Raw genomic sequence first — 21,159 nt, forward strand, 5'->3', positions numbered from 1 at the left:
GGGAAATGGCATGAAGGTAGGGCATAAGGTCGTGGCGGGATTGCTGGCGGGGGTGGCCTGGGGCGGGCTTCACGCACAGCAGACGTCAGGGGAGGCTGCCGCGTCTCCTCCGCCAATCCAGGTTCCGGCCCCGCCAAGCCGGACGGACACGCCGACCGATGCGCCGCTTCCGTCCAAGGATGCCGCACCCCGGATGGAGTTCCGTGGTGTCGACGGGAAACCCTTGCCCCCCGAAATCCAGCGGCGGCTCGAAGAGCAGTTCCGCAAGAACCCGGCGCTTCTGAAAAGGGCGTCGGGGGCCGCCGGTGTTGGCACGGACACAAGCGACATCGTCGTGACCGGACAAACGCCACGCGGTGCGGTGGTCGGCGATCTTCCGCCGGAGCGGACGTTCAGCCCGCTCGATATCAGGGCCTATGGTGCCGACAATATCGGCGCGCTGCTGGAAGCGATCGGCCCGCAGGTGGCGAGCAACCGTGGGCGCGGGGATGGCGGCCCGGTCACGTTGCTCAATGGTCGGCGCGTGTCGGACTTTTCCGAGATCGCGCGGATACCCACCGAGGCGATCGAGCGAATGGAGGTGTTCCCGGAGGAACTGGCGCTCAAATACGGCTATCGGGCCGACCAGAAGGTCGTGAACGTGGTGACGTACGAGCGTTTCACCTCTCGGGTTGGGCAGGTCGGTTATTTCGCACCGACCGACGGTGCAGGCGACACGGGTGTGGGCAATGTCGACTATCTTCGACTTCGTTCGGATACCCGTATCGGTCTGGGGGCGACATACAATCGCACCGCGTCGCTGTTGGAGAGCGACCGGGATGTACGGCAGTTTTCCGGTTCGCCGGAGCTCGGGCAGTTCCGAACGCTGTTGCCGAAAAGCGAACAAGCCTCGATCAACGGGTTGGTCAGCGGCCATGTCCTGGGTGACGTATCGGCGACGCTGAACGCCCGCTTCGAGGTGACTGGCAGCGAGAGTTTGCTCGGGCTTGGCGAGGATGGTCCACTGCGCCGCGATAGCGACCGGCGCGTCGGGCATCTGGGCACCACGCTGGGCGGCAGGCAAGGCCGATGGCTATGGACGTTCACCGGCAATTACGACCATACCCTCACCAAGGTGCTTACCGATCGCGTCGACGAAACTGACGGGCGCGATCTGGCCCGGTCGACCGATAGGCTGGTCAATGCCGACCTGCTGCTGACCGGCCCGATCATGGAATTGCCTGCCGGGCCGTTGTCGGCAAGTGTGCGCGCCGGTGTCGATGCTCGCGACTTTGACGGCCGATCGCAGCGGGTCGGCCTTGCCAGTCGATCGACTCTATCCCGCGATCGTGCGGCGGCGCAGGTCAGCATCGACCTGCCGCTTCTGGGCCGCACCGACAGGGGGGTATCTCCTATCGGCAAGCTTTCCGCCAATATGAACCTCGCGGTCGAGCAGTTGTCCGATGCGGGCGGTTTGCGGACCTTCGGCTATGGTCTTGCCTGGTCGCCGGTCGACGCGGTGGGCTTCATTGCCTCCGTTACCGACGAACAGGGCGCGCCGACGCTGGAGCAGCTCGGCGCGCCGTTGCTGGTCACCCCCAATGTCCGGACGTTGGATATCGGACGGGGCGAGGTGGTCGACGTCACGCGCGTTTCCGGCGGCAATGCGGCCCTGCGCGCCGATGATCGTCACGTCGTCCGGCTGGGGCTTAATGTCCACCCCCTTGCCCGTACCGACCTGACCCTCAGTCTCGACTATGTCGCCACACGCATCGACGATCCGATCGCCGCCTTTCCCATCGTGACGCCGCAAATCGAGATGGCCTTCCCGGATCGCTTCTCACGCGATGACCAAGGGCGACTCCAGCGGATCGATGCACGGCCACTCAATTTCGCGGAGGCTCGTCAGCAGCAGGTGCGTTGGGGCATCAACTTCACCAGGCCATTGGGGCCGGTGCCTCCGGGCTTGCAGAACATTCGGACAAGGGTGTTCGCCAGCGAAGCGGAAGCCCGGCGGGCATTGCCGGGTGCCGTCTTCACCAAGGCCGAGCCTGGGAGCGCGATGGCGAGAAGCGCCGCCAATATGACAAGCCGGGTGTTCGTCAGCCTGTATCACAACTGGTATCTGGAGGATGCGATCACCTTGCGCGGCGGACTTCCCGCACTCGATCTGTTGAACGGCGGTGCGGTCAACTTCGGTGGGGGCCGACGTCGTCACGAGGTCGAGCTTCAGGCTGGAGCGTTCAAGCGCGGCCTGGGGGCCCGTGTCGCGGCCACATGGCGGAGCGGGACCGAGATTTGCGGCGCCGGCGACGATTTGCACTTCGCCGGTCTCGCAACGGTCAACCTCAATGTGTTCGCCAACCTTGCCGATCGCTTCGGCGGTTCCGCAGCACCCGGATGGGTGAAGGGGATGCGTGCCACGCTGGGCGTCACCAACCTGTTCAACATACGGCCACGCGTTCGCGACCGAACCGGCACGACACCGCTCAGCTACCAGCCCGCCTATCTCGATCCGCTGGGGCGGACCATCAGCTTCAATTTGCGGAAGGTCTTTTAGGCATCGGTCGAGGGGTGGCGGTCGATCATATCGCGCGGATCCGCAACAGATGTCGCGCCGATCATTCCCGTCGCGCTTGTCTGGTAGAAAGCGGCGTCGCTCGATTGGTCAGGCCATGCGACCGGACATGGTCATGCCCCGTGCGACGGGCGGGGCCAAAGCCGCCGCCCGCGCCGTTATCAGGCGGCGAGGTCGAGGACGATACGACCCTCGATCTGACCTTTTCGCATCCGGTCGAACACCTGATTGACCTCGGCCAGCGGTGCGGTGGAGACGGTCGCCTTCACCTTGCCGTCGGCGGCGAAGTCGAGCGATTCCTGCAGGTCGAGCCGGGTGCCGACGATCGACCCGCGGACCGTGATGCCGTTCAGCACCAGCCCGAAGATGTTGAGCGGAAAGTCGCCGGGCGGCAGGCCGTTCAGCGCCACCGTGCCGCCGCGCGCCATCATGCCGACGGCCTGCGCGAAGGCCCTTTCGCTGACCGCGGTGACGAGGGCGCCTTGCGCACCGCCGCCGGTCTCGCGCTTGATCGCCGCTGCCGGATCCGCTTCGGTCCGGGCGTTGACCGTGACCTTCGCGCCCAGTCGACGGGCGAGGTCCAGCTTGGTGTCGTCGACGTCGACCGCGGCGACGTTCAGCCCCATGGCGACGGCATATTGCACGGCCATATGGCCAAGACCGCCGATGCCGGAGATGACCACCGTATCACCCGGCTTGGTATCGGTCATCTTCAGCCCCTTATAGACCGTGACCCCGGCGCACAGCACGGGCGCGATCTCGGTGAAGCCGATATTGGCGGGGAGGTGGCCGACGAAGTTCGGATCGGCGATCACATAATCGGCAAAGCCGCCATTGACCGAATAGCCGGTGTTGAGCTGGCTCTCGCACAGGGTCTCCCAGCCGCCCAGGCAATGCACGCAGTGGCCGCAGGCGGTATAGAGCCACGGCACGCCGACCCGGTCGCCTTCCTTGATATGCTTCACGCCCTTGCCGACCGCCGAGACATAGCCGACGCCCTCATGCCCCGGAATGAAGGGCGGGTTGGGCTTGACCGGCCAGTCGCCCTCGGCGGCGTGGAGGTCGGTGTGGCAGACGCCCGACGCCTGGATCGCGACCTGGATCAGGCCGTCGCCGACCTCCGGCACGGGGACTTCATCGATGGTGAGCGGGGCGCCGAATTCGCGGACGACGGCGGCCTTCATGGTTTTTGCCATGGATCTTCTCCTGTCGGATGATGATGGAGCGGGGATGGGCGTGATCGACCGTCCCCGCTTTGACCGGGATCAAAAGAAGCCGAGCTTCTTGGCCGAATAGCTGACGAGCAGGTTCTTGGTCTGCTGATAGTGATCCAGCATCATCCGGTGCGTCTCGCGCCCGATGCCCGACCGCTTGTAGCCGCCGAACGCCGCATGGGCGGGATAGGCGTGGTAGCAGTTGGTCCACACGCGCCCCGCCTGGATCGCGCGGCCCATGCGATAGGCACGGGTGCCGTCGCGGGTCCACACGCCCGCACCCAGGCCGTAGAGCGTGTCGTTGGCGATGCGCAGCGCCTCCTCATCGTCCTTGAAGGTCGCGACCGAGACGACGGGGCCGAAAATCTCCTCCTGGAACACGCGCATCTTGTTGTTGCCGCTGAGCACGGTCGGCTTGACGTAGTAGCCCTCCAGTCCCTCCGGCCGATTGCGGGTGCCGCCGGTCAGCACCTTGGCCCCTTCGTCGCGGCCGATGTCGAGATAGCCGAGGATCTTGTCCATCTGCTCCTGCGAGGCCTGCGCGCCGACCATGGTGGCGGGGTCGAGCGGATCGCCCTGGATCATCGCCTCGACCCGCGCGACCGCCTTTTCCATGAAGCGGTCATAGATGGATTCGTGCACCAGCGCGCGGCTGGGACAGGTGCAGACCTCGCCCTGGTTGAGCGCGAACATGGCGAAACCCTCGATCGCCTTGTCGAAATAGTCGTCGTCCGCCGCCGCGACATCGGAAAAGAAGATGTTGGGGCTCTTGCCCCCCAGCTCCAGCGTGACGGGGATCAGGTTTTCCGAGGCATAGGACATGATCAGCTGCCCCGTCGTCGTCTCGCCAGTGAAGGCGATCTTGGCGATGCGCGGGCTCTGCGCCAGCGGCTTGCCCGCCTCCACGCCATATCCGTTGACGATGTTCAGCACGCCCTCGGGCAGCAGGTCGCCGATCAGTTCGGCCAGCACCAGGATCGAGGCGGGGGTCTGCTCGGCGGGTTTCAGCACCACGCAATTTCCTGCCGCCAGCGCGGGCGCGAGTTTCCAGCAGGCCATCAGCAGTGGGAAGTTCCACGGGATGATCTGTCCCACCACGCCCAGCGGTTCGTGGAAGTGATAGGCGACGGTGTCGTGGTCGATCTCCGAGATGCCGCCTTCCTGCGCGCGGATGCATCCGGCGAAATAGCGGAAATGGTCGATGGCGAGCGGCAGGTCGGCGGCGGTCGTCTCGCGGATCGGCTTGCCATTGTCCCAGGTTTCGGCGGTGGCGAGGAGCGACAGGTTCTCCTCCATCCGGTCGGCGATGCGGTGGAGGATCAGCGCGCGCTCGGCGACGCTGGTGCGGCCCCAGCCGTCCTTGGCCTTGTGCGCGGCGTCGAGCGCGAGTTCGACATCGGCGGCCTGGCTGCGTGCGACCTGGCAGATGACCTGTCCGTCGATCGGCGATCGGTTGTCGAACCAGCGACCGTCGACCGGATCGACCCAGCGACCGCCGATGAAGTTGGCGTAACGCTGTTTGAACGGCGCGGTGCGGGCTTTGATGGCGTCCTGGATCGTCATGGAACCTCTCCTTCGTCTTGTCTGAACAAAAGGTCTGCCTGTGTCCCACCGGGGACAAGCCGGTCCGCGACGAAGCGCGTAGCCGACGATGGACTTTCTTCGCGGGAGGCGTAGCATGTGTCGCACGGCGCGACGCGCGATACGCGCCGGTGTCGCAATATGCGACACTCCGAGAAGGATGTGGCGGAGAAGGATGCGGCGATGGACGGCGCCGGAATAGAGCAGGGGCGACGCGCCTATTTCGACGAGGGGCAGTTGCCGCTGGAAAGCGTGCGCCAGCCGGTGCTGCGCTCCTGGCTGCGCTGCACCGATATGGGCCTGGCGCAGGGTCGGCGGCGGGACGGCGATCCGCTGACCGAAAGTGAACTCCACGCGCTTCGCCAGCGGCGCGAGACACTGCGCCGCCTGTGTCGTCCCGAACTGGAGATGCTGGCGGGGGAGGCGCGGGAGACGGGCAGCGTCGTGATCCTGGCCGATGCGGACGGCATGATCCTCGACAGTATCGGCGACACCGGCTTCCTGTCGCGCGCGGCGCAGGTGGCGCTGCGCCCCGGCATGTCCTGGACCGAGGCGAGTACCGGCACCAATGCGATCGGCACCGCCATCGCCGAGCGTCGTCCGATCGCGGTTTACGGCCCGGAGCATTTCTTCGCCGAACATGCGGTGCTGAGTTGCGCGGCGACCCCGATCCTCGACCCGCGCGGTGCGATCGTCGGGGCGCTCGACATTTCGGGCCCGTTCGCCGGTGGGCACGGCCATGCGCTGGGCCTGATCCGGCTGGCGGTCGACCAGATCGAGCACCGGCTGTTCCGCTCTGGCTTCACCGATTGCCAGGTGCTGCGGATGCACGACGATGCGGCGATGCTGGGCACCGCGCGCGAGGGGATATTGGTCTTCCGCGACGACCGGCTGGTCGCGGCCAACCGTCGCGGCTTGTCGCTGGTCGGGCGGAGCTGGGAGGCGCTGGACGATACCGCGCTGGGCGAGGTGCTCGATATGCGCGGAGAAGCGGCGCGAGGGCGTCTGACGCTGGCCAACGGCGCGACGCTGATCGGCGGCTGGGATGCGGACGCTCGGGGTGGCGGCATCGAACTGGCGGTCGCGCGTCCGCTGGCCGACGACCGGGCGGAGGCGATCGACGCGGCACTGGCGGCCTACGGCGGCAATATCACGGCGGCGGCGCGGCAACTGGGCGTCCACCGCAGCACCATTCACCGGCATCTCGCGCGTCGGCACTGAACGGCCAGCCACCGGCATTTTGACCATCGTCAATGTCGTCGACGCTCCTTCGCGTCACGAGGGCGGCGAAGGAGACCCTGCGCGATGGACCGCAACCCGCTTCAAGGCAGCGTCGTGCCGTTCGCGCGTCGCTGGCACGTCATCCACGAAATCGACCTGATCCGCCTGATGCAGGAGCATCGCGACCGGCTGGCCCTCGCCACCCAGGCGGAGGCGATCGCGGATGGCCTGCCCGACCGTCCTGCCAAGCCGATAATGGCGGCATTCCTGACGGCATTGCGGGAATTGGTGACGAAGGGCGAGCGTGCCGATGGCGATTACCTGGCGGCCATGCTGCTCAACGGGCACGAAGACCCGCTGGCCTGGACGCTGATCGACCATGTCCGCCATCGGCACATGGCCGATGGTGCCGCTGCCCGCGAGCTGATCGCCGCCCTTGACGAGGGGGATGCGTTCGCGACCCCCGAAACGCTGGGCTATATGCTGCGGAGCTTCTTCACCGCGTGCCGCCGCGCGGTCGATTTCGAAGGCCTGACCATCATCGCGCTGGCGGGGCATCGATTGACCCCGGAGGCGCGCGCGTTGCTGGTCGATGCGCTGGCGGACGGCGTCGCGGCCTGACCCTTCAGGCCGCCTCGGCACGCGCGGCCAGCGCGTCGGGGTCGCTGATCGTGATGGCGCGGCCGCCGGGCAGGCCGATGACGCCGCTCTGCTTCATTCGGGTCAGCTGGCGGCTGACCGTCTCGATCGTCATGCCCAGCACGTCGGCGATCTGCCCGCGGGTCAGCGGCAGGTCGAACGTCACCGGCCCGTCGGGGCTGGCCCGGCATCCGCTGGAGCCCGCGCGCGCCGCCATGTCGAGCAGGAAGCCCGCGACTTTCTCCCCGGCCGATTTGCGCGCCAGCACCAGCATTCGCCCACGCGCTTCGTTGAGCGACTCGAAGGTCCGTCGGAGTAGCAGGCGCTCCATGCGCTGGTGATCTTCCAGCACCCGCTCGAAGGCGGCGCGTGGGAAGACGCAGAGTTCGGCATCGGTCAGCGCGGTCAGCGTGAAGTCGACATCGCCCGCATAGGGCTGCCCGAAAAAGTCCGCCGGATAGAGCAGGCCGACCGTCTGTTCGCGCCCGTCGGCGGTGGAGGCGACCAGTTTCAACACGCCGGACAACAGGTTGCCGCAAATGACCGCCTCGTCGCCCGCCCAGGCGATGGTCTGGCCGCGTGCGACATGGCGACGCTGACCGATGGAATTGAGTGCCATCAGTTCACGGTCGTCGAGGCTGCCGCACAGGGCCCGGTCGCGCACCGCGCAGTCGGCACAAACGTCGTTCGGGATCATGGCCTTGTCTTATAGCGTGGCCATGATCCCCTGTCGTCGGACCGATTGTCCTATCTGTCAGCGCGGCGGCGACACGTCGTCTTCCTGCGGGAGGTGGAATTCGTGCCACATGCCGTTGAGGATACCGAAGCCGATGGCCAGGCCGAGGCCGAGAACCCAGGAAAAATACCACATGGGTCGTTCCTTTCTCAGTAGAAATCGGGGTTGGTGCGCACCGCCTCGGCCGTCACGCGACCGAACATCACCCGGTACGCCCAGGCGGTGTAGGCGAGCACGGTCGGCAGGAAGACGATGGTGACGAACAGCATGATGCCCAGCGTCTTTTGCGTGGACGAGGCGTTCCACACCGTCAGGCTGCTGTGCGCGTCGATGCTCGACGGCAGGATGAAGGGAAACATTGAACAGCCGACCGTGGCGATGATGCCGGTGGCGGCGAGCGACGATCCTGCAAAGGCGACGGCTTCGCGTCCGTTCCTGATGCCGACCAGCGCCAGGGCGGGCCCGACAAAGCCGATGACAGGCAGCGCCATCATCCACGGATGGGTGGCATAGTTGGCCAGCCATGCGCCGCTCGCCCGCTCAGCCGTCATACGCAGCGGATTGGACGGTCCCAGCGGATCGACCGTCCCGACCACCTGGTAGCCCATGTCGCCCCAGGCGACGAACGCCAAGCCACCCGCGAAGAGCAGGATCGCCGCCATCGCCGCCACCGTCCCGAACGCGCGTGCCCGGTCATGCACGGCGCCATGCTCGACCTTGATCGACAGCCACGCCGCGCCGTGCAGCACCAGCATCGCCACCGACAACAGCCCGCAGAGCAGCGTGAAGGGGGTGAACAGCCCCAGCAGCGTGCCGTCGTAAAAGGCGCGCAGATCGCCGTCGAGGCGGAAGGGCGCGCCCAGCAGGACATTGCCGACCGCCACGCCGAACACCAGCGCCGGAACGATGCCGCCGACGAACAAGGCCCAGTCCCAACGCGAACGCCATGCCGGGTCCGGCTTCTTCGAGCGATATTTGAACCCCACCGGCCGCAGGATCAGCGCGGCGAGCACCAGGAACATCGCCAGGTAGAAGCCGGAAAAGCTGACCGCATAGACGAACGGCCAGGCCGCGAAGATCGCGCCGCCGCCCAGGATGAACCAGACCTGGTTTCCCTCCCAGGTCGGCCCGATGGAGTTGATGACCATCCGCCGCTCGGCATCGCTGCGCGCGACGAAGGGCAGGAGGGCGGCGACCCCCAGGTCGAACCCGTCGGTCAGCGCAAAGCCGATCAGCAGCACGCCCAGCAGCGCCCACCAGATCAGGCGCAACATCTCATAATCGAACATGTCCTGGTTTCCTTCAGGCGGTGACGGGAATGGCGGCGGGGATGGGATCCGGGGCGAGCCTGCCCTCCCGTTCCTCCGGCCCATGCGCGATGGCGGCGAGGATCAGCCGCACCTCGATCACGGCCAGCGCACCATAAAGCGCAGTGAAGCCTGCCAGCGTGGTCCACAACGCCCCGCGTGACAGCGAACTGGTCGCGAGGAAGGTCGGCAGCACGCCCTCGATTGCCCAGGGCTGACGCCCCAGTTCGGCGACGAGCCAGCCCAGCTCGATCGCGATCCATGGCAGCGGGATCGCCGCCACCGCGAGGCGGAGGAACCATCGCGCGTCCATGTGCATCCTGAGCGAACACAGGACGAAGGCGGTCGCGAACAGCGCAATCATCGCAAAGCCGATCGCCGCCATGATGCGGAAGCTCCAGAAGAGCAGGCCGACATCGGGCACCGTATCCCATGCCGCCGCCTCGATCTGCTTGGGGCTGGCGGCGCGCGGGTCGGCCATTTGCCGCTTGAGCAGCAGCGCATAGCCCAGGTCCCGCTTGTGCGCCTCGAACCGGGCGCGCTGGACCGGGTCGGTCGGGTTCGCCTTCAACTGCTGGACCGCGTCATAGGCGATGACGCCCGAGGCGATCCGTTCCTGCGCCTTCAGCACCAGTTCGGACATGCCCGCGACCGTGCCGTCCAGGCTGCGCGTCGCGATCAGGCCGAGCAGCCAGGGTATCTCGACCTTGTAGCGCGTCTCGCGCGCGACGGTGTCGGGATAGCCGAACAGCGTCAGGCCGGAGGGGCCGGGTTCGGTGTGCCAGACCGCCTCGATCGCGGCGAGCTTCATCTTCTGGTTGTCGGTCAGCGCATAGCCGCTCTCGTCGCCCAGCACGACGACCGACAGCGAGGAGGCGAGGCCGAACGCCGCCGCCACCGTCATCGACCGGCGCGCGACCGGCAGGAAGCGGCCCTTGAGCAACCAAAAGGCCGACACGCCCAGCACCACGACCGAGGCGCAGACATAGCCAGCGCTGACGGTGTGGACGAACTTGGCCTGCGCCACCGGATTGAACAGCACCGCGCCGAAGTCGCCCACTTCCATGCGCATCGTATCGGGATTGAAGCTCGCCCCGACCGGATTCTGCATCCAGCCATTGGCGATCAGGATCCATAGCGCCGACAAATTGGTGCCCAGCGCCACCATGAAGGTGACGATCAGATGCCCCAGCTTCGACAGGCGGTCCCAGCCGAAGAACATCAGCCCGACGAACGTCGCCTCCAGGAAGAAGGCCATCAGCCCTTCGATCGCCAGCGGCGCACCGAAGATGTCGCCGACATAATGCGAGAAATAGGACCAGTTGGTGCCGAACTGGAACTCCATGGTCAGGCCCGTGGCGACGCCCAGCACGAAGTTGATGCCGAAGATCTTGCCCCAGAAGCGCGTGGTCACCCGCCACACCGGGCGGTTGGTCATGACATAGACCGACTCCATGATGACCAGCATCATCGACAGGCCGAGCGTCAGCGGCACGAACAGGAAGTGATACAGTGCGGTGGCGGCGAATTGCAGCCGTGACAGGTCGACGACCCCGGGGTCCATGGCATGTCTCCAAAACAGGAGCCGCCCCCCGGCCCCTTGCTGGCCGACTCGCTAGGCTTGCGGTTCTGTGCCGACATTGACCGCGGTCAAAGACGGGTCGGCCGGTCGCGGCGACGGTCGGGCCATGACGACGATCGCCCAAAGCGCCCCGGCCGCCCGGATGCGAAACCGCTGGTTGAAGGACGTGGCCGGGGGCCGTGACGGGGCGGTCGGCCTGTTGCTGCTCGATACACTGGCCGCGATCGGCTTTGCGGCCGGGATTGCGGGCGCCGTGGCGGCGGTGGCGGGGCAGGGGGCGGTGTGGCCCTGGGCTTTGTTGATGGTCGGCATGGGGGCCTTGCGCGGGTCGTTCGCGATGCTGGCCGCGCGACAGGGGGCCGCGCGGGCGGGCACGGTCAAGCGCGCGCAACGGCGGCGGGTCGTCGCGGCCACGCTCCATCGGCAGGCGGGCACACCGATCGACAGCGGTCTGTTGGCGATGCAGGCGGTGGACGCGGCCGAGGCGCTGGATGGTTATGTCGCGCGCTTCCTGCCCGCGCGCCGCGCCGCCGCCATCGCGCAGTTGCTGGTTGTTGTGGCGACGGCCTGCGCCAGTTGGGTCGCGGCCGTCATCCTGGCGGCGACCTTGCTGCCCTTCGTGGCGGCGATGATCCTGGCGGGTGGCGCGGCGGCGGACGAGTCGCGGCGGCAATTCATCGCCCTGCACCGCCTGTCCGCCCGTTTCGCCGACCGGGTGCGCGGCCTGCCCGTCGTGCTGGCCTTCCGCGCCGAAGAGCGCGAAACCGATGCGATCGGCGCGGTGGCGCAGGAACTGGCCGAGCGTACGATGCGCGTGTTGCGGGTCGCTTTCCTGTCATCGGCCGCGCTGGAGTTCTTCGCGGCGCTATCGGTCGCGCTGGTCGCGGTCTATTGCGGCTTTTCGCTGCTCGGCCTGCTGCCCTTTGCGGCTCCCGAGACGCTGACCCTGGGCCGTGCCTTCTTCGTGCTGGCCCTCGCGCCCGAATTCTATGGGCCGATGCGCCGCCTGGCCGCCGCCTATCATGACAAGCAAGGTGCCGAGACGGCCGCCGACACGCTGATGCCGCTGGTCGAGCCGGTGCGGGCGGTTCCGGTCGTGGCGGCGGCGCCCCTGAGCTTGCGGGATGTGACGATCCATTATCCCGGCAGCGACGCGCCCGCCGTCTCCGGCCTGTCCTTCTGTGTCGAGGCGGGCGAGACGGTGGCGCTGCTGGGTCCGTCCGGCAGCGGCAAGACGAGCGTGCTGCATCTGCTGCTGGGCCTCGCGCCGCGATCGGCGGGAACGGTCGAGGCGGGGGGTGTCCCGCTCACCACCCTGGCGGGCCAGGCGAGTTGGGTGGGCCAGCATCCCTTGCTGATCGCGGGCACGATCCGCGAAAATCTGTTGCTGGCCCACCCCCAGGCGGATGACCTGGCGGTCCGGCGCGTGGTCGCGGCGGCGGGGCTGACGCCGATGCTCGACCGACGCCCGGGCGGGCTGGACGCGGTGTTGGACGCGCGGGGAAGCGGCCTGTCGGGGGGGGAGCGGCGACGGATCGCATTGGCCCGCGCCCTCCTGAACCCCGCACCGTTCCTGCTGCTCGACGAGCCGACCGCGCATCTCGACGCGGGTGCCGAAACCGCGCTGATCGCGACGATCGCCCGCGCGGCGAAAGGGCGCACGACGCTGATCGCCACCCACAGCCCGGCGCTCGCCGCCATCGCGACGCGCATCGTTCATCTGGGACCGGCCGCATGACGCTTCATCGCCTGATCGCCACCGAACGCAGGAGGGAGGGGCGTCGCCTGCGGCAGGCGGGCGTATGTGCCGCACTGGTGGCGATCGCCTCCATATTGCTGCTTGCCTTGTCGGGCTGGTTCCTGAGCGCCGCGGCCTTGGCGGGCGGGGCGGGGATCGTCGCGGCACAGGCGTTCAACTACATGCTGCCCTCGGCCGCGATCCGCCTGCTGGCGATCGTGCGGACCGGCGCGCGCTATGGTGAGCGGTTGGCGAGCCATGGCGCAGCCTTTGGCGCGCTCGCCCGGCTGAGGCCTGCGCTTTACCGCGCGATCACCGCCGCGCCGCCATCGGTCGCATTGGCGCTGGGACGGGGCGAGGCGACGGCGCGTCTGATCGGCGATGTCGATGCGGTGGAATGGCGCTTCGTTCGCCTGTCGGGGCCGTGGGGCGTCATCGGGGCGGTGATGTCGGGGGCGGGTTTGACGCTGCTCGGGGGATGGTGGGCGATGGTGGCGACGCTGGCCTGTGCCGCAGGGACATGGGCTCTGGCGCGCCATGGCGCACGTCGATTGGAACAGCCGGGACGCGCGGTGCAACAGGCGACCGGCGTGCTGCGTGAGGAGCTGGCGATGCTCGGCGGCGCGGCGGCGGAGTTGCGCTGCTTCGCGCTGGAGGAATGGGCGGCGGCGCGCGTCGCAGCGACGGGCGACCGGCTGTCCGAAGCGCAGGTCCGGCAGGCCGCAGTGGCTGCGTGGTTCGAGGCGTTGCATGCGATCGGCGTGGCCCTGGCGGCGGCTTCGGCCCTGATGCTGTCGTCTGACGCCGGCGCACCGATCGTCGCGCTTGCGGCCCTAGCGGCGGCGATGACCGTCGACGGCATCGCCCCCGTCCTGCGGGCGTTGACCGAGAGCGGACGCCTTTGCGAGGCGGAGGCGCGGCTGGACGGGGTGTTCGACGCGGCGACGGACGCGCCGCCGGCCATCGGATCGCGCGGCCAGTCGATCCTCGTCATTCATGGCGACCGGTTCATGCCGGGAAGCCGGATCGCGCTGACCGGGCCATCGGGCTGTGGCAAGACGACGCTGGTCGAGGGGCTGCTGGGGCTGCGTCCGCTGCGGCCCGGCAGGGTCGGCATCGACGGCCGGGATGCCGCCGATCTCGCGCCCGCGATCCTGCGCGCGACCTTTGCCTGGGCGCCGCAGGATGCCGCGCTGATGGCGGGGAGGGTTCGCGACAATCTGCGGATGGCCGATCCTCACGCAAGCGAGGATCGCCTGTGGCAGGCGCTGGGCGATGCGGCATTGGAGGCGGTGGTGCGAGCCTTGCCGGATGGGCTCGACACATGGCTGGGCGATGACGGGGCGCGGTTGTCGGGTGGTGAGCGACGGCGGCTGTCGCTCGCCCGCGCCTATCTGGCCGACGCGCCCTGGCTGTTGCTCGACGAACCGGGGGCGGGACTGGACGCCGAAGTCGCGGCCGAGGTCGCTTGCCGCCTGGATGCCCGGCTCCGGCGGACCGGGCAGGGGATGATCCTGGTCAGCCATTGCCCCGTGCTCACCGCCTTGTGCGCGTGGCGATGGGCGGCGCATGACCTACGTCGCGATATGGGCAAGCCGCATCCTGTCGATCAGGCGCACGCCGCGCAGGCCGGATAGCGCGATCAGGCCGTCCTGCCGAAACGCGGTCATGTGGCGGCTGACCGTTTCGACCGCCAGCCCCAGCGCCTCCGCCATCGCGCCCCGCGACAGGGGCAGGCGAAACACGTCGTCGCCGTCGACCCCGCACCGCCGCGCCATGTCTAGCAGCAGTGCGGCCACTCGCGCATCGGCGCGCGCGCGGGCCAGCATCGGCGTCCAGCGGCGCACCTCGCCCAGCGTCGTCAGCGTCCGGCGCAGCAGCAATCGCCCGGCCACGGGGTGGCTGACCAGCATCTCCTCCAGCGCCCGGCGCGGATAGACGCACAGATCGGCATCGCTCAACGCCGCGATCGTATCGGCGGAGCGATCGGCGAACAACGTGCCGACGAAATCGCCGGGGTAGAGCAGGCCGACGATCTGGACGCCGCCGTCCGCCTCCACGCGAGACACTTTGAGCACGCCCGAGACGAGATTGGCGCAATGGCTTGCAGGATCGCCGATCCAGCCAAATACCTGCCCCGCGCGCAACCGACGGCGGCGCCCGATATGATGGAGCGCGGTGAGGGTCCTATCGTCGAGGCCGTCGCACAGGGCCGTGCTCCGTGCGGCACAGGCGGCACAGCATGGCGGCAGGTCAGACGGCATGGCTGAAGCGCGTATCCTCCTCGTTGCGCCAGGCGTCGAAGGCGGCCGCGATGCTGCGGGCATAGGGCAGGGCGTCGGTCGCCAGCCGAAGGCGCATGCCCTCCCAGGCGACCAGCCCCACCTCCTCGAAACGACGAAGCCGTGCGCGAATGGCATCCCGTTCCGGCAGGACGTCGAGATTGGCGACGCCGTGGCACAGCAGAGCCGCAATAGCCTGGCCCCGGCGTTGGTCCAGCGGACCGCGATGGATGCCGCGCGCGGTCGCGAACCGACCGGCGGCGATCGCCTGGTGCCATGCGCCCGCATTCTTGGAGTTCTGGAGCAGCCGATCGGGAAAAGCGCTGATCGCGCTGGCCCCCAGGCCGATCACGATGTCGGCGGGGTCGTCGGTAAAGCCCTGGAAATTGCGGCGCAGCGTTCCGTTCGCCGCCGCCCGCGCCAGCGGATCATGCTCTCGTGCGAAGTGATCGAAGCCGACCGCCCGATAGCCTGCGCGCGTCAGCCGGTCATGCGCCAGCGCCGCCTGGCCGAAGCGTGCCGTCGCATCGGGAAGCGCGGTCGCGTCGATGCGGCGCTGGCGCGGGATGAGGTGCGGCACATGCGCATAGCCGAACACCGCCAGCCGTTCCGGGGCCAGCGCGATGGTCTCGTCGAGCGTTACGCCAAGCGCCGCATCGTCCTGACCGGGCAGGCCGTACATCAGGTCGATGTTGATCGATCCGACCCCGGCGGCGCGGAGCAGCGTGACGGTGCGGACAATGTCGTCGCGTGGCTGGACTCGGCCGATCGCAGCCTGAAGGCTCGGGTCGAAGGTTTGAACGCCCAGGCTGACCCGCGCGACGCCGGTGTCCGCGATGACACCCGCCCAATCCGCGTCGAAGCCGCGCGGGTCGATCTCCAGCGACAGTATCGCATCGTCGCTGGCGAAGGCCGTGCGGAGATGGGCGACCAGTGCGGCAAAGGAGGCAGGTGGGATCGCATTGGGGCTCCCGCCGCCAAAGGCGATCCGCCCGATCCTTCCGCGCCCCGACAGCCGGGCGGCGACCAGATCGATCTCGTCATGCAGTCGCGCGAGATAGGCATCCAGCCGCGCCGTCCGGTTGGCCGCCCCGGTGTTGCACCCGCAATACCAGCAGATCGCCCGGCAATAGGGGATGTGCAGATAGAGTGACACGATCTCGTCTGCACCTATCGCGTCTAGCGCCGCCGCCATGTCGGCATGACCCACATGGTCGCCGAACTCGGCGGCGGTGGGATAGCTCGTGTAGCGCGGCACGGGCCGGGCGAGCAGATCGGGATGATAGGGCCACATGCCCATGTCGTGCCCCGACGCCGCGTGCGGGCCTTTGACCGCCGTCAAACCGGCGCTTGTCGATGGTCAAGGCGGCGTGGCCAGGGACTTCCTATCCGGACCTCCTGTACGTCAACAGGAGACTAGCGATGACCGTTACCAGAACCGCCGCCGTCCTGCTCGCGCTCGCCGCGACGGGAATGGGGACGTCGGCATGGGCGCAGGATATCGCGGGGAACGACCCTCGGGTCGGGGTCCGCGGCGGAGACGTACTGCTCCGCGCCCGCGCCATCCTCGTCGCGCCCAACGAACGGTCGGGCAGTATCCTGCCCGGCTTCCCCGGCGAGCCGGTGAAGGTTGACGACAGCGTCATGCCGGAGGTCGACGCGACCTATATGGCAAGCGACCATATCGGCGTCGAACTGATCGCCTCGACCACCAAGCATTCGGTCAGCGGGGTGCGGGGCACGACCGGCAGCATCGGCAAGCTCGCCTCCACCTGGGTCCTGCCACCGACGTTGACCGTGCAATATCATTTCACGCCGACGCAGCACATCCGCCCCTATGTCGGGGCGGGCGTGAATTACACGATCTTCTGGAACGAGGCTGCGTCGGACGGGCTGCAGACGGCGGTGGGGCCGACCAGGGTACACCTCAAGGATAGCATAGGCTGGGCGGCGCAGGCGGGCATCGATGTCGACATTACCCGTCGGGTCTTCCTGAACCTCGACGTCAAGTACATCGATATCGACACCAACGCCCGCCTCGACACGGCGGCGCTGGGGCGCCAGCGGGTCAACGTATCGCTGGACCCGCTGGTGTTCGGGATCGGTTTGGGAGTGCGCCTGTAGAGGCAGGCGATCGGATCGAAAAGCCGCTGCTCCCGTGCAAATGGTGACGAGGAAAGGTCAGGTGGCGCGCCGCCGGGCCCTTCTGGCTGCGGTATCCAGCAGGCTGACGGCCTGTTCGAGGCGGGCAACTGTGATGATCAGGCTCCCCAATGCGGGCGCTTGGTCATCTTGCCGATCCCGGGGTTCATGCAGTTGCAGGGATCGAGCGCGCGGTAATGCGCGGCCAGCGACGGCTTGGCGTGATAGAGATGACCGACATTATGCTCGGCCGGATATTCCGCGCCACGCGCGTCGAGCAGGACGAGCATCGCCTCTTCCAGGGCGGCGGGATCGTACCCCTTCGCCACGACATAATCCTGATGCAGCACATGGCAGAAGAAATGGCCGTAATAGAGCTTGCGCAGGATCTGCCCGTCGATCGCGGACGGCAATGTCTCGAACCAGTCACGGTCGTCCCGCCGCAGCGCGATGTCGAGCGCGACGATATCCTCGACCGTGTCGGAATGGATGTCGCGGTAGCGGATCGCGGCCCCCGCCGCGGCGAAGCGGTGGAGAAAGGCCTTGATGCCCTCGTCCGCGGTGCACTCGAATACCTCGCCGGTCGCACTCGGGAATTTTGCCGCCAGATAGGCGCGGGTCTCGGCAATGCCGTCGCCCGAGGTGCGCAGCATCAGGTGATGCTCGAACCGGTGGCGATAGTCGATCATCCGCGCCGGCAAATGGCTGGGGAACAGGCGGGACGCGGCCTGCATGACCCGGTCGCTGAAATGCCGGGGCAGCACGCGCAGCCGGGTGGCCAGGGCATCGACCCGTGCCTTCATGGCGAACAGCGCGGGCAGGCGGTCGGTCCCCAGATGGCGGATCGCGAGGAAGATATCCTTGCCATAGACCGCCGTGATGTCGAACGCGTCGCGGTGCATATATTCGGCCGACACGGGCAGGGTGGCGAACCCGCCCAGCATGTCGCGGCGCAGCTCCTCCAGCTCGGCGGGGGCGTTGGTGCCGATATAGAAGACCGCCGTGTCGGCGTCGCGCGCGAAGGTGTCGAGCCGGGCCGCGAGCAGCATCACCTTGCCCGCGCTGCCCGACGCTTCGAACAACCGCCCCGGATCGGCGTTGAACCGCGCCGGGCTGGGAGCGTCGATCGCGCGGACATGCTCGGCATAGCGATGGTCGGAGGCGGCGCGGGACGGGTCGTGCGCGATGTCGGCGGCGGTGAAGTCGCCGCGCTCCACGCGGTCGAGGATGGTTTCGGGATCGTCGCCCAGCGCGATGCCGAGATGGTTGACCAGATGCAGCCGTCCCGCCGCGTCGACCCGTGCGAACAGCGCCAGTTCCGTATAGGCCGGTCCGCGCCGGATCAGCGCGCCGCCTGAATTGTTGCAGATGCCGCCGAACACCGATGCGCCGATGCAGGACGACCCGATCACCGAATGCGGCTCGCGCCCGATCGGTGCCAGTGCGCGCTCCAGATCGTAGAGCGTCGTGCCGGGCAGGCAGACCACCTGCCGCCCCGCGTCGATCAGATGCAGCCCGGTGATCCGCATCGTATTGATGACCACCACCGGCCGCCCGTAATCGTCACCGTCCGGCGTCGATCCGCCGGTCAGGCCGGTATTGGCCGCCTGCATGATGACCGCCGCGTGGGCTGCGATACAGGCCTGCAACACGCGCCATTGCTCGACCAGCGTGGCGGGGCGGACGACCGCGGCGACCGGGCCGTTGCCGAAGCGCATGCCGGTGCGGAAGCGCGCCGTGCGGGCCGGATCGGTCAGCACCTCGGCCGCGCCGACGATCGCGATCAGCGCGTCGATCAGCTCCGCATCCCGTGTCGGGGCGCTCATGCCGCCAACGCTCCGCGATCGAGGTCCGCGACCGACTTCGCCCCGGTCAGCGCCATGGCGACGCGCATTTCCGTGGCGAACAGCGTCAGCAGCTCGGCGACCCCGGCTTCGCCGCGCGCCGCCAGGGCATAGATGAAGGCGCGGCCGATCATGACTGCATCCGCGCCCAGTGCGATCATCCGTACCATGTCCAGCCCCGAACGGATGCCCGAATCCGCAAGGATCTTCAGCGAGCCGCCGACCGCATCGGCAATGGCGGGCAGCGCACGGGCACTGGACAGCACGCCGTCGAGTTGGCGTCCGCCATGGTTCGACACGACGATGCCATCCGCGCCGAACCGTACCGCGTCGCGCGCATCGTCCGGATCAAGGATGCCCTTGATGACGATCGAGCCCTTCCAGAGGTCGCGTATCCATTCCAGGTCGCGCCACGCGATCGACGGATCGAAATTGGCGCCCAGCCAGCCGATATAGTCCTCCAGCGCGGTCGGCATGCCGCGATAGGCCGAGATGTTCCCGAGATCATGCGGTCGCCCGCGCAGGCCGACGTCCCATGCCCAGCGCGGATGGGTCGCCGCCTGGACCATCCGGCGAAAGGCCGCGTTGGGACCCGACATGCCCGAATGCCGGTCGCGATAGCGCGAACCCGGCACCGGCATGTCGACGGTGAAGACCAACGTCTCGACGCCCGCCGCCTGCGCCCGTTCCAGCGCGTCGCGCATGAACCCGCGGTCCTTCAGCACGTAGAGCTGGAACCAGATCGGCGCGGACGATGCCGCCTGCACCTCGGCGATCGGGCAGACCGAGACGGTGGACAGGGTGAAGGGCACGCCCGCCGTCGCGGCGGCGCGCGCCGCCTGGACCTCGCCACGCCTGGCATACATGCCGGTCAGGCCGACCGGCGCCAGCACGACCGGCATCGCCAGTGTCCGCCCGAACAATGCGGTATCAAGCCGCAACTCGGCCACATCGCGCAACACCCGCTGGCGCAGCGCGATGTCCGCCAGGTCCTCGACATTGCGACGCAGCGTATGCTCCGCATTGGCGCCGCCATCGATATAGTGGAACAGGAAAGGGGGCAGGCGGCGCCGTGCGGCCTCGCGAAAATCGGTGGGAGCGGAAATGATCACGCCCGATGCTCCTGCTGTGCATGAAGGGAGGAATGCAGGGCCGAGGCGCGTGCCACGCGAGCCTGCTCCTCGTCGACCCGGCGGATCGTCGCCTCGATAAAGCCGATATGGTCGTCCGAAGCGTCGCGGGCGCTGTCCGCGTCGCCCGCCAGGATCGCGTCCATCAGGCGGCGATGCTGCTCCGCCAGCTGTTCGCGGGTGTGCGGCACCGTGTAGAGCTTGGCCAGGCTGTCGGAGATGCTGGCGCGCAGCAGCTCGAACATGCTCGACATCACCGCATAGAGCACGGCGTTGTGCGACGCTTGCGCGATCGACAGGTGGAAGGCGGCGTCCGCCTGCGCCTCGGCCATCGGATCGCCTCCCGCATGGCTGGCCTGCATCGCGTCGAAGCTGCGCCGGATCCGGTCGTGATCCTCGGGCGATGCGTGCAACGCCGCCTGATAGGCCGCCTGCCGCTCCAGCCCCATCCGCGTCTCCAGCACATCGCGCGCGTACCCCGCATCGGTCGCGAGCAACGGGGCGAGTTTCGTCGAGATGGTCGATTGCGCCCAATGTTCGGCGACCGGGGCGGCGATGACGCTGCCCCGCTTTCCGACCGACAATCGCCCCCGGGCGCTCAACCGCTGGATCGCCTCCCGCAAGCTCCCGCGCGAGGTGCCCAGCCGCTCGGCCAGCGCGCGTTCGGAGGGCAGTCGCTGGCCGGGGGCCAGTTGGTCTTCCGCAATCAGCGCCTCGATCGCCCGGACGATATGGTCGACGACTCCGCTGTTGTGGCGGGTCAGGGTATCAGCCTGCATCGGGCAAGCCCGCGCCGGGGTTTCGCCATGGAGAGAAGGTCATGCTCATTTTGGTCCAACCAATATTTCCAAGCTACGAGAAGTGTACCACCATAATTCAATCGTCACCATAGTAACTTTTCGCATGTTTGAGCGGTATTGGTAGGACCAAAGTGCGGCAATAGCATCGGGTGAGGTCAGAGCGAAAATCTCGGCTCCAAATTTTGAAAGCGGTGGACACGACGACCGATACGCCGGGGCTGAGGCGGCCCTGCCAATACGGCGCGCGCGACGGCTGGGCATATCGGCGGATCAGGTGCGGCGCATGAAGGAGAACAGCAAGGAAAGCTCTGGAGAACCGCGCGAGGCCTCAATCCTCTTGGGGAGTTCGGTTGGCTTCACTGCCATCCTTGCTACGCGGCAATGCC

At 67.9% G+C, this 21,159-nt stretch carries 17 protein-coding genes; 6 read left to right on the plus strand and 11 right to left on the minus strand.

Annotation, left to right across the window (positions count from 1 at the left end):
- The first annotated feature begins 10 nt into the window (after positions 1–10).
- Entirely contained in the window at positions 11–2,539 is a 2,529-nt protein-coding gene (locus tag U1703_RS11760) for a TonB-dependent receptor (protein WP_332785839.1), read from the plus strand.
- A 179-nt stretch (positions 2,540–2,718) separates the two neighbouring features.
- Here U1703_RS11760 and adhP read toward each other — a convergent pair whose 3' ends face one another.
- Both adhP and adh read right to left on the minus strand, forming a co-directional pair.
- Entirely contained in the window at positions 2,719–3,753 is a 1,035-nt protein-coding gene (adhP, locus tag U1703_RS11765) for an alcohol dehydrogenase AdhP (RefSeq protein WP_332785840.1), read from the minus strand.
- Between the two features lie 69 nt (positions 3,754–3,822).
- On the minus strand, positions 3,823–5,334 hold the full coding sequence (gene adh, locus U1703_RS11770; protein WP_332785841.1) for an aldehyde dehydrogenase: 1,512 nt from the start codon (positions 5,332–5,334) through the stop codon (positions 3,823–3,825).
- Positions 5,335–5,493: 159 nt separating this feature from the next.
- On the opposite strand from adh, the gene U1703_RS11775 reads away from it, so the two are divergent.
- Positions 5,494–6,573: a sigma-54-dependent Fis family transcriptional regulator gene (locus U1703_RS11775; RefSeq protein ID WP_332785842.1), complete on the plus strand. Its 1,080-nt coding sequence runs from the start codon at positions 5,494–5,496 to the stop codon at positions 6,571–6,573.
- Positions 6,574–6,657: 84 nt separating this feature from the next.
- Positions 6,658–7,194, plus strand: coding sequence for a hypothetical protein (locus U1703_RS11780; protein WP_332785843.1), 537 nt, complete (start codon positions 6,658–6,660; stop codon positions 7,192–7,194).
- 4 nt (positions 7,195–7,198) lie between these two features.
- Here the strand turns inward: U1703_RS11780 and U1703_RS11785 are convergent, their stop codons facing one another.
- The 4 genes from U1703_RS11785 to U1703_RS11800 are packed head-to-tail and all read right to left on the minus strand — an operon-like array spanning position 7,199 to position 10,819.
- On the minus strand, positions 7,199–7,909 hold the full coding sequence (locus tag U1703_RS11785) for a Crp/Fnr family transcriptional regulator (protein WP_332785844.1): 711 nt from the start codon (positions 7,907–7,909) through the stop codon (positions 7,199–7,201).
- Positions 7,910–7,966: 57 nt separating this feature from the next.
- Positions 7,967–8,083, minus strand: a complete 117-nt coding sequence (gene cydX / locus U1703_RS11790) for a cytochrome bd-I oxidase subunit CydX (RefSeq protein WP_332785845.1) — start codon at positions 8,081–8,083, stop codon at positions 7,967–7,969.
- 14 nt (positions 8,084–8,097) lie between these two features.
- Positions 8,098–9,237: a cytochrome d ubiquinol oxidase subunit II gene (gene cydB, locus U1703_RS11795; protein ID WP_332785846.1), complete on the minus strand. Its 1,140-nt coding sequence runs from the start codon at positions 9,235–9,237 to the stop codon at positions 8,098–8,100.
- Positions 9,238–9,250: 13 nt separating this feature from the next.
- Entirely contained in the window at positions 9,251–10,819 is a 1,569-nt protein-coding gene (locus U1703_RS11800; protein ID WP_332785847.1) for a cytochrome ubiquinol oxidase subunit I, read from the minus strand.
- A gap of 124 nt (positions 10,820–10,943) precedes the next feature.
- Here U1703_RS11800 and cydD point away from each other — a divergent pair, with 124 nt between their 5' ends.
- Both cydD and U1703_RS11810 read left to right on the plus strand, forming a co-directional pair.
- Positions 10,944–12,575: a thiol reductant ABC exporter subunit CydD gene (cydD, locus tag U1703_RS11805; RefSeq protein ID WP_332785848.1), complete on the plus strand. Its 1,632-nt coding sequence runs from the start codon at positions 10,944–10,946 to the stop codon at positions 12,573–12,575.
- Complete coding sequence (locus U1703_RS11810) at positions 12,572–14,212, plus strand: amino acid ABC transporter ATP-binding/permease protein (protein WP_332785849.1); 1,641 nt, start codon at positions 12,572–12,574, stop codon at positions 14,210–14,212. Before cydD ends, U1703_RS11810 begins: the two co-directional genes overlap by 4 nt.
- Here the strand turns inward: U1703_RS11810 and U1703_RS11815 are convergent.
- Complete coding sequence (locus U1703_RS11815) at positions 14,150–14,839, minus strand: Crp/Fnr family transcriptional regulator (RefSeq protein WP_332785850.1); 690 nt, start codon at positions 14,837–14,839, stop codon at positions 14,150–14,152. The two genes, U1703_RS11810 and U1703_RS11815, sit on opposite strands and share 63 nt — an antisense overlap.
- Positions 14,829–16,151, minus strand: coding sequence for a radical SAM protein (locus U1703_RS11820; protein ID WP_332785894.1), 1,323 nt, complete (start codon positions 16,149–16,151; stop codon positions 14,829–14,831). Before U1703_RS11820 ends, U1703_RS11815 begins: the two co-directional genes overlap by 11 nt.
- A 128-nt stretch (positions 16,152–16,279) precedes the next feature.
- Between U1703_RS11820 and U1703_RS11825 the strand changes: the two genes are divergently transcribed.
- Positions 16,280–16,981: an OmpW/AlkL family protein gene (locus U1703_RS11825; RefSeq protein WP_332785851.1), complete on the plus strand. Its 702-nt coding sequence runs from the start codon at positions 16,280–16,282 to the stop codon at positions 16,979–16,981.
- A 137-nt stretch (positions 16,982–17,118) separates the two neighbouring features.
- Here U1703_RS11825 and dld read toward each other — a convergent pair whose 3' ends face one another.
- Genes dld through U1703_RS11840 form a run of 3 tightly spaced genes read right to left on the minus strand, consistent with a single transcriptional unit; the run spans position 17,119 to position 20,752 of the window.
- On the minus strand, positions 17,119–18,825 hold the full coding sequence (gene dld / locus U1703_RS11830; RefSeq protein ID WP_332785852.1) for a D-lactate dehydrogenase: 1,707 nt from the start codon (positions 18,823–18,825) through the stop codon (positions 17,119–17,121).
- Entirely contained in the window at positions 18,822–19,955 is a 1,134-nt protein-coding gene (gene lldD, locus U1703_RS11835) for an FMN-dependent L-lactate dehydrogenase LldD (RefSeq protein WP_332785853.1), read from the minus strand. The genes dld and lldD overlap by 4 nt, the downstream gene beginning before the upstream one ends.
- The gene (locus U1703_RS11840) at positions 19,952–20,752 is read right to left on the minus strand and encodes an FCD domain-containing protein (RefSeq protein ID WP_332785854.1); all 801 of its coding nucleotides are present in this window, start codon (positions 20,750–20,752) and stop codon (positions 19,952–19,954) included. The genes lldD and U1703_RS11840 overlap by 4 nt, the downstream gene beginning before the upstream one ends.
- Between the last annotated feature and the right edge of the window lie 407 nt (positions 20,753–21,159).

The organism is Sphingomonas flavida (genome assembly GCF_036663655.1).
In the GTDB taxonomy this organism is placed as follows: Bacteria; Pseudomonadota; Alphaproteobacteria; order Sphingomonadales; family Sphingomonadaceae; genus Sphingomonas.

Bases quoted from the DNA above. Each gene is read 5' to 3' on its own strand.
- U1703_RS11780 (WP_332785843.1), top strand. From the start codon at position 6,658: ATGGACCGCAACCCGCTTCAAGGCAGCGTCGTGCCGTTCGCGCGTCGC.
- U1703_RS11810 (WP_332785849.1), top strand. From the start codon at position 12,572: ATGACGCTTCATCGCCTGATCGCCACCGAACGCAGGAGGGAGGGGCGT.
- cydD (WP_332785848.1), top strand. From the start codon at position 10,944: ATGACGACGATCGCCCAAAGCGCCCCGGCCGCCCGGATGCGAAACCGC.
- U1703_RS11815 (WP_332785850.1), bottom strand. From the start codon at position 14,839: ATGCCGTCTGACCTGCCGCCATGCTGTGCCGCCTGTGCCGCACGGAGC.
- cydB (WP_332785846.1), bottom strand. From the start codon at position 9,237: ATGTTCGATTATGAGATGTTGCGCCTGATCTGGTGGGCGCTGCTGGGC.
- U1703_RS11760 (WP_332785839.1), top strand. From the start codon at position 11: ATGAAGGTAGGGCATAAGGTCGTGGCGGGATTGCTGGCGGGGGTGGCC.
- adhP (WP_332785840.1), bottom strand. From the start codon at position 3,753: ATGGCAAAAACCATGAAGGCCGCCGTCGTCCGCGAATTCGGCGCCCCG.
- U1703_RS11785 (WP_332785844.1), bottom strand. From the start codon at position 7,909: ATGATCCCGAACGACGTTTGTGCCGACTGCGCGGTGCGCGACCGGGCC.
- U1703_RS11820 (WP_332785894.1), bottom strand. From the start codon at position 16,151: ATGTGGCCCTATCATCCCGATCTGCTCGCCCGGCCCGTGCCGCGCTAC.
- U1703_RS11775 (WP_332785842.1), top strand. From the start codon at position 5,494: ATGCGACACTCCGAGAAGGATGTGGCGGAGAAGGATGCGGCGATGGAC.
- U1703_RS11840 (WP_332785854.1), bottom strand. From the start codon at position 20,752: ATGCAGGCTGATACCCTGACCCGCCACAACAGCGGAGTCGTCGACCAT.
- dld (WP_332785852.1), bottom strand. From the start codon at position 18,825: ATGAGCGCCCCGACACGGGATGCGGAGCTGATCGACGCGCTGATCGCG.
- U1703_RS11800 (WP_332785847.1), bottom strand. From the start codon at position 10,819: ATGGACCCCGGGGTCGTCGACCTGTCACGGCTGCAATTCGCCGCCACC.
- adh (WP_332785841.1), bottom strand. From the start codon at position 5,334: ATGACGATCCAGGACGCCATCAAAGCCCGCACCGCGCCGTTCAAACAG.
- U1703_RS11825 (WP_332785851.1), top strand. From the start codon at position 16,280: ATGACCGTTACCAGAACCGCCGCCGTCCTGCTCGCGCTCGCCGCGACG.
- cydX (WP_332785845.1), bottom strand. From the start codon at position 8,083: ATGTGGTATTTTTCCTGGGTTCTCGGCCTCGGCCTGGCCATCGGCTTC.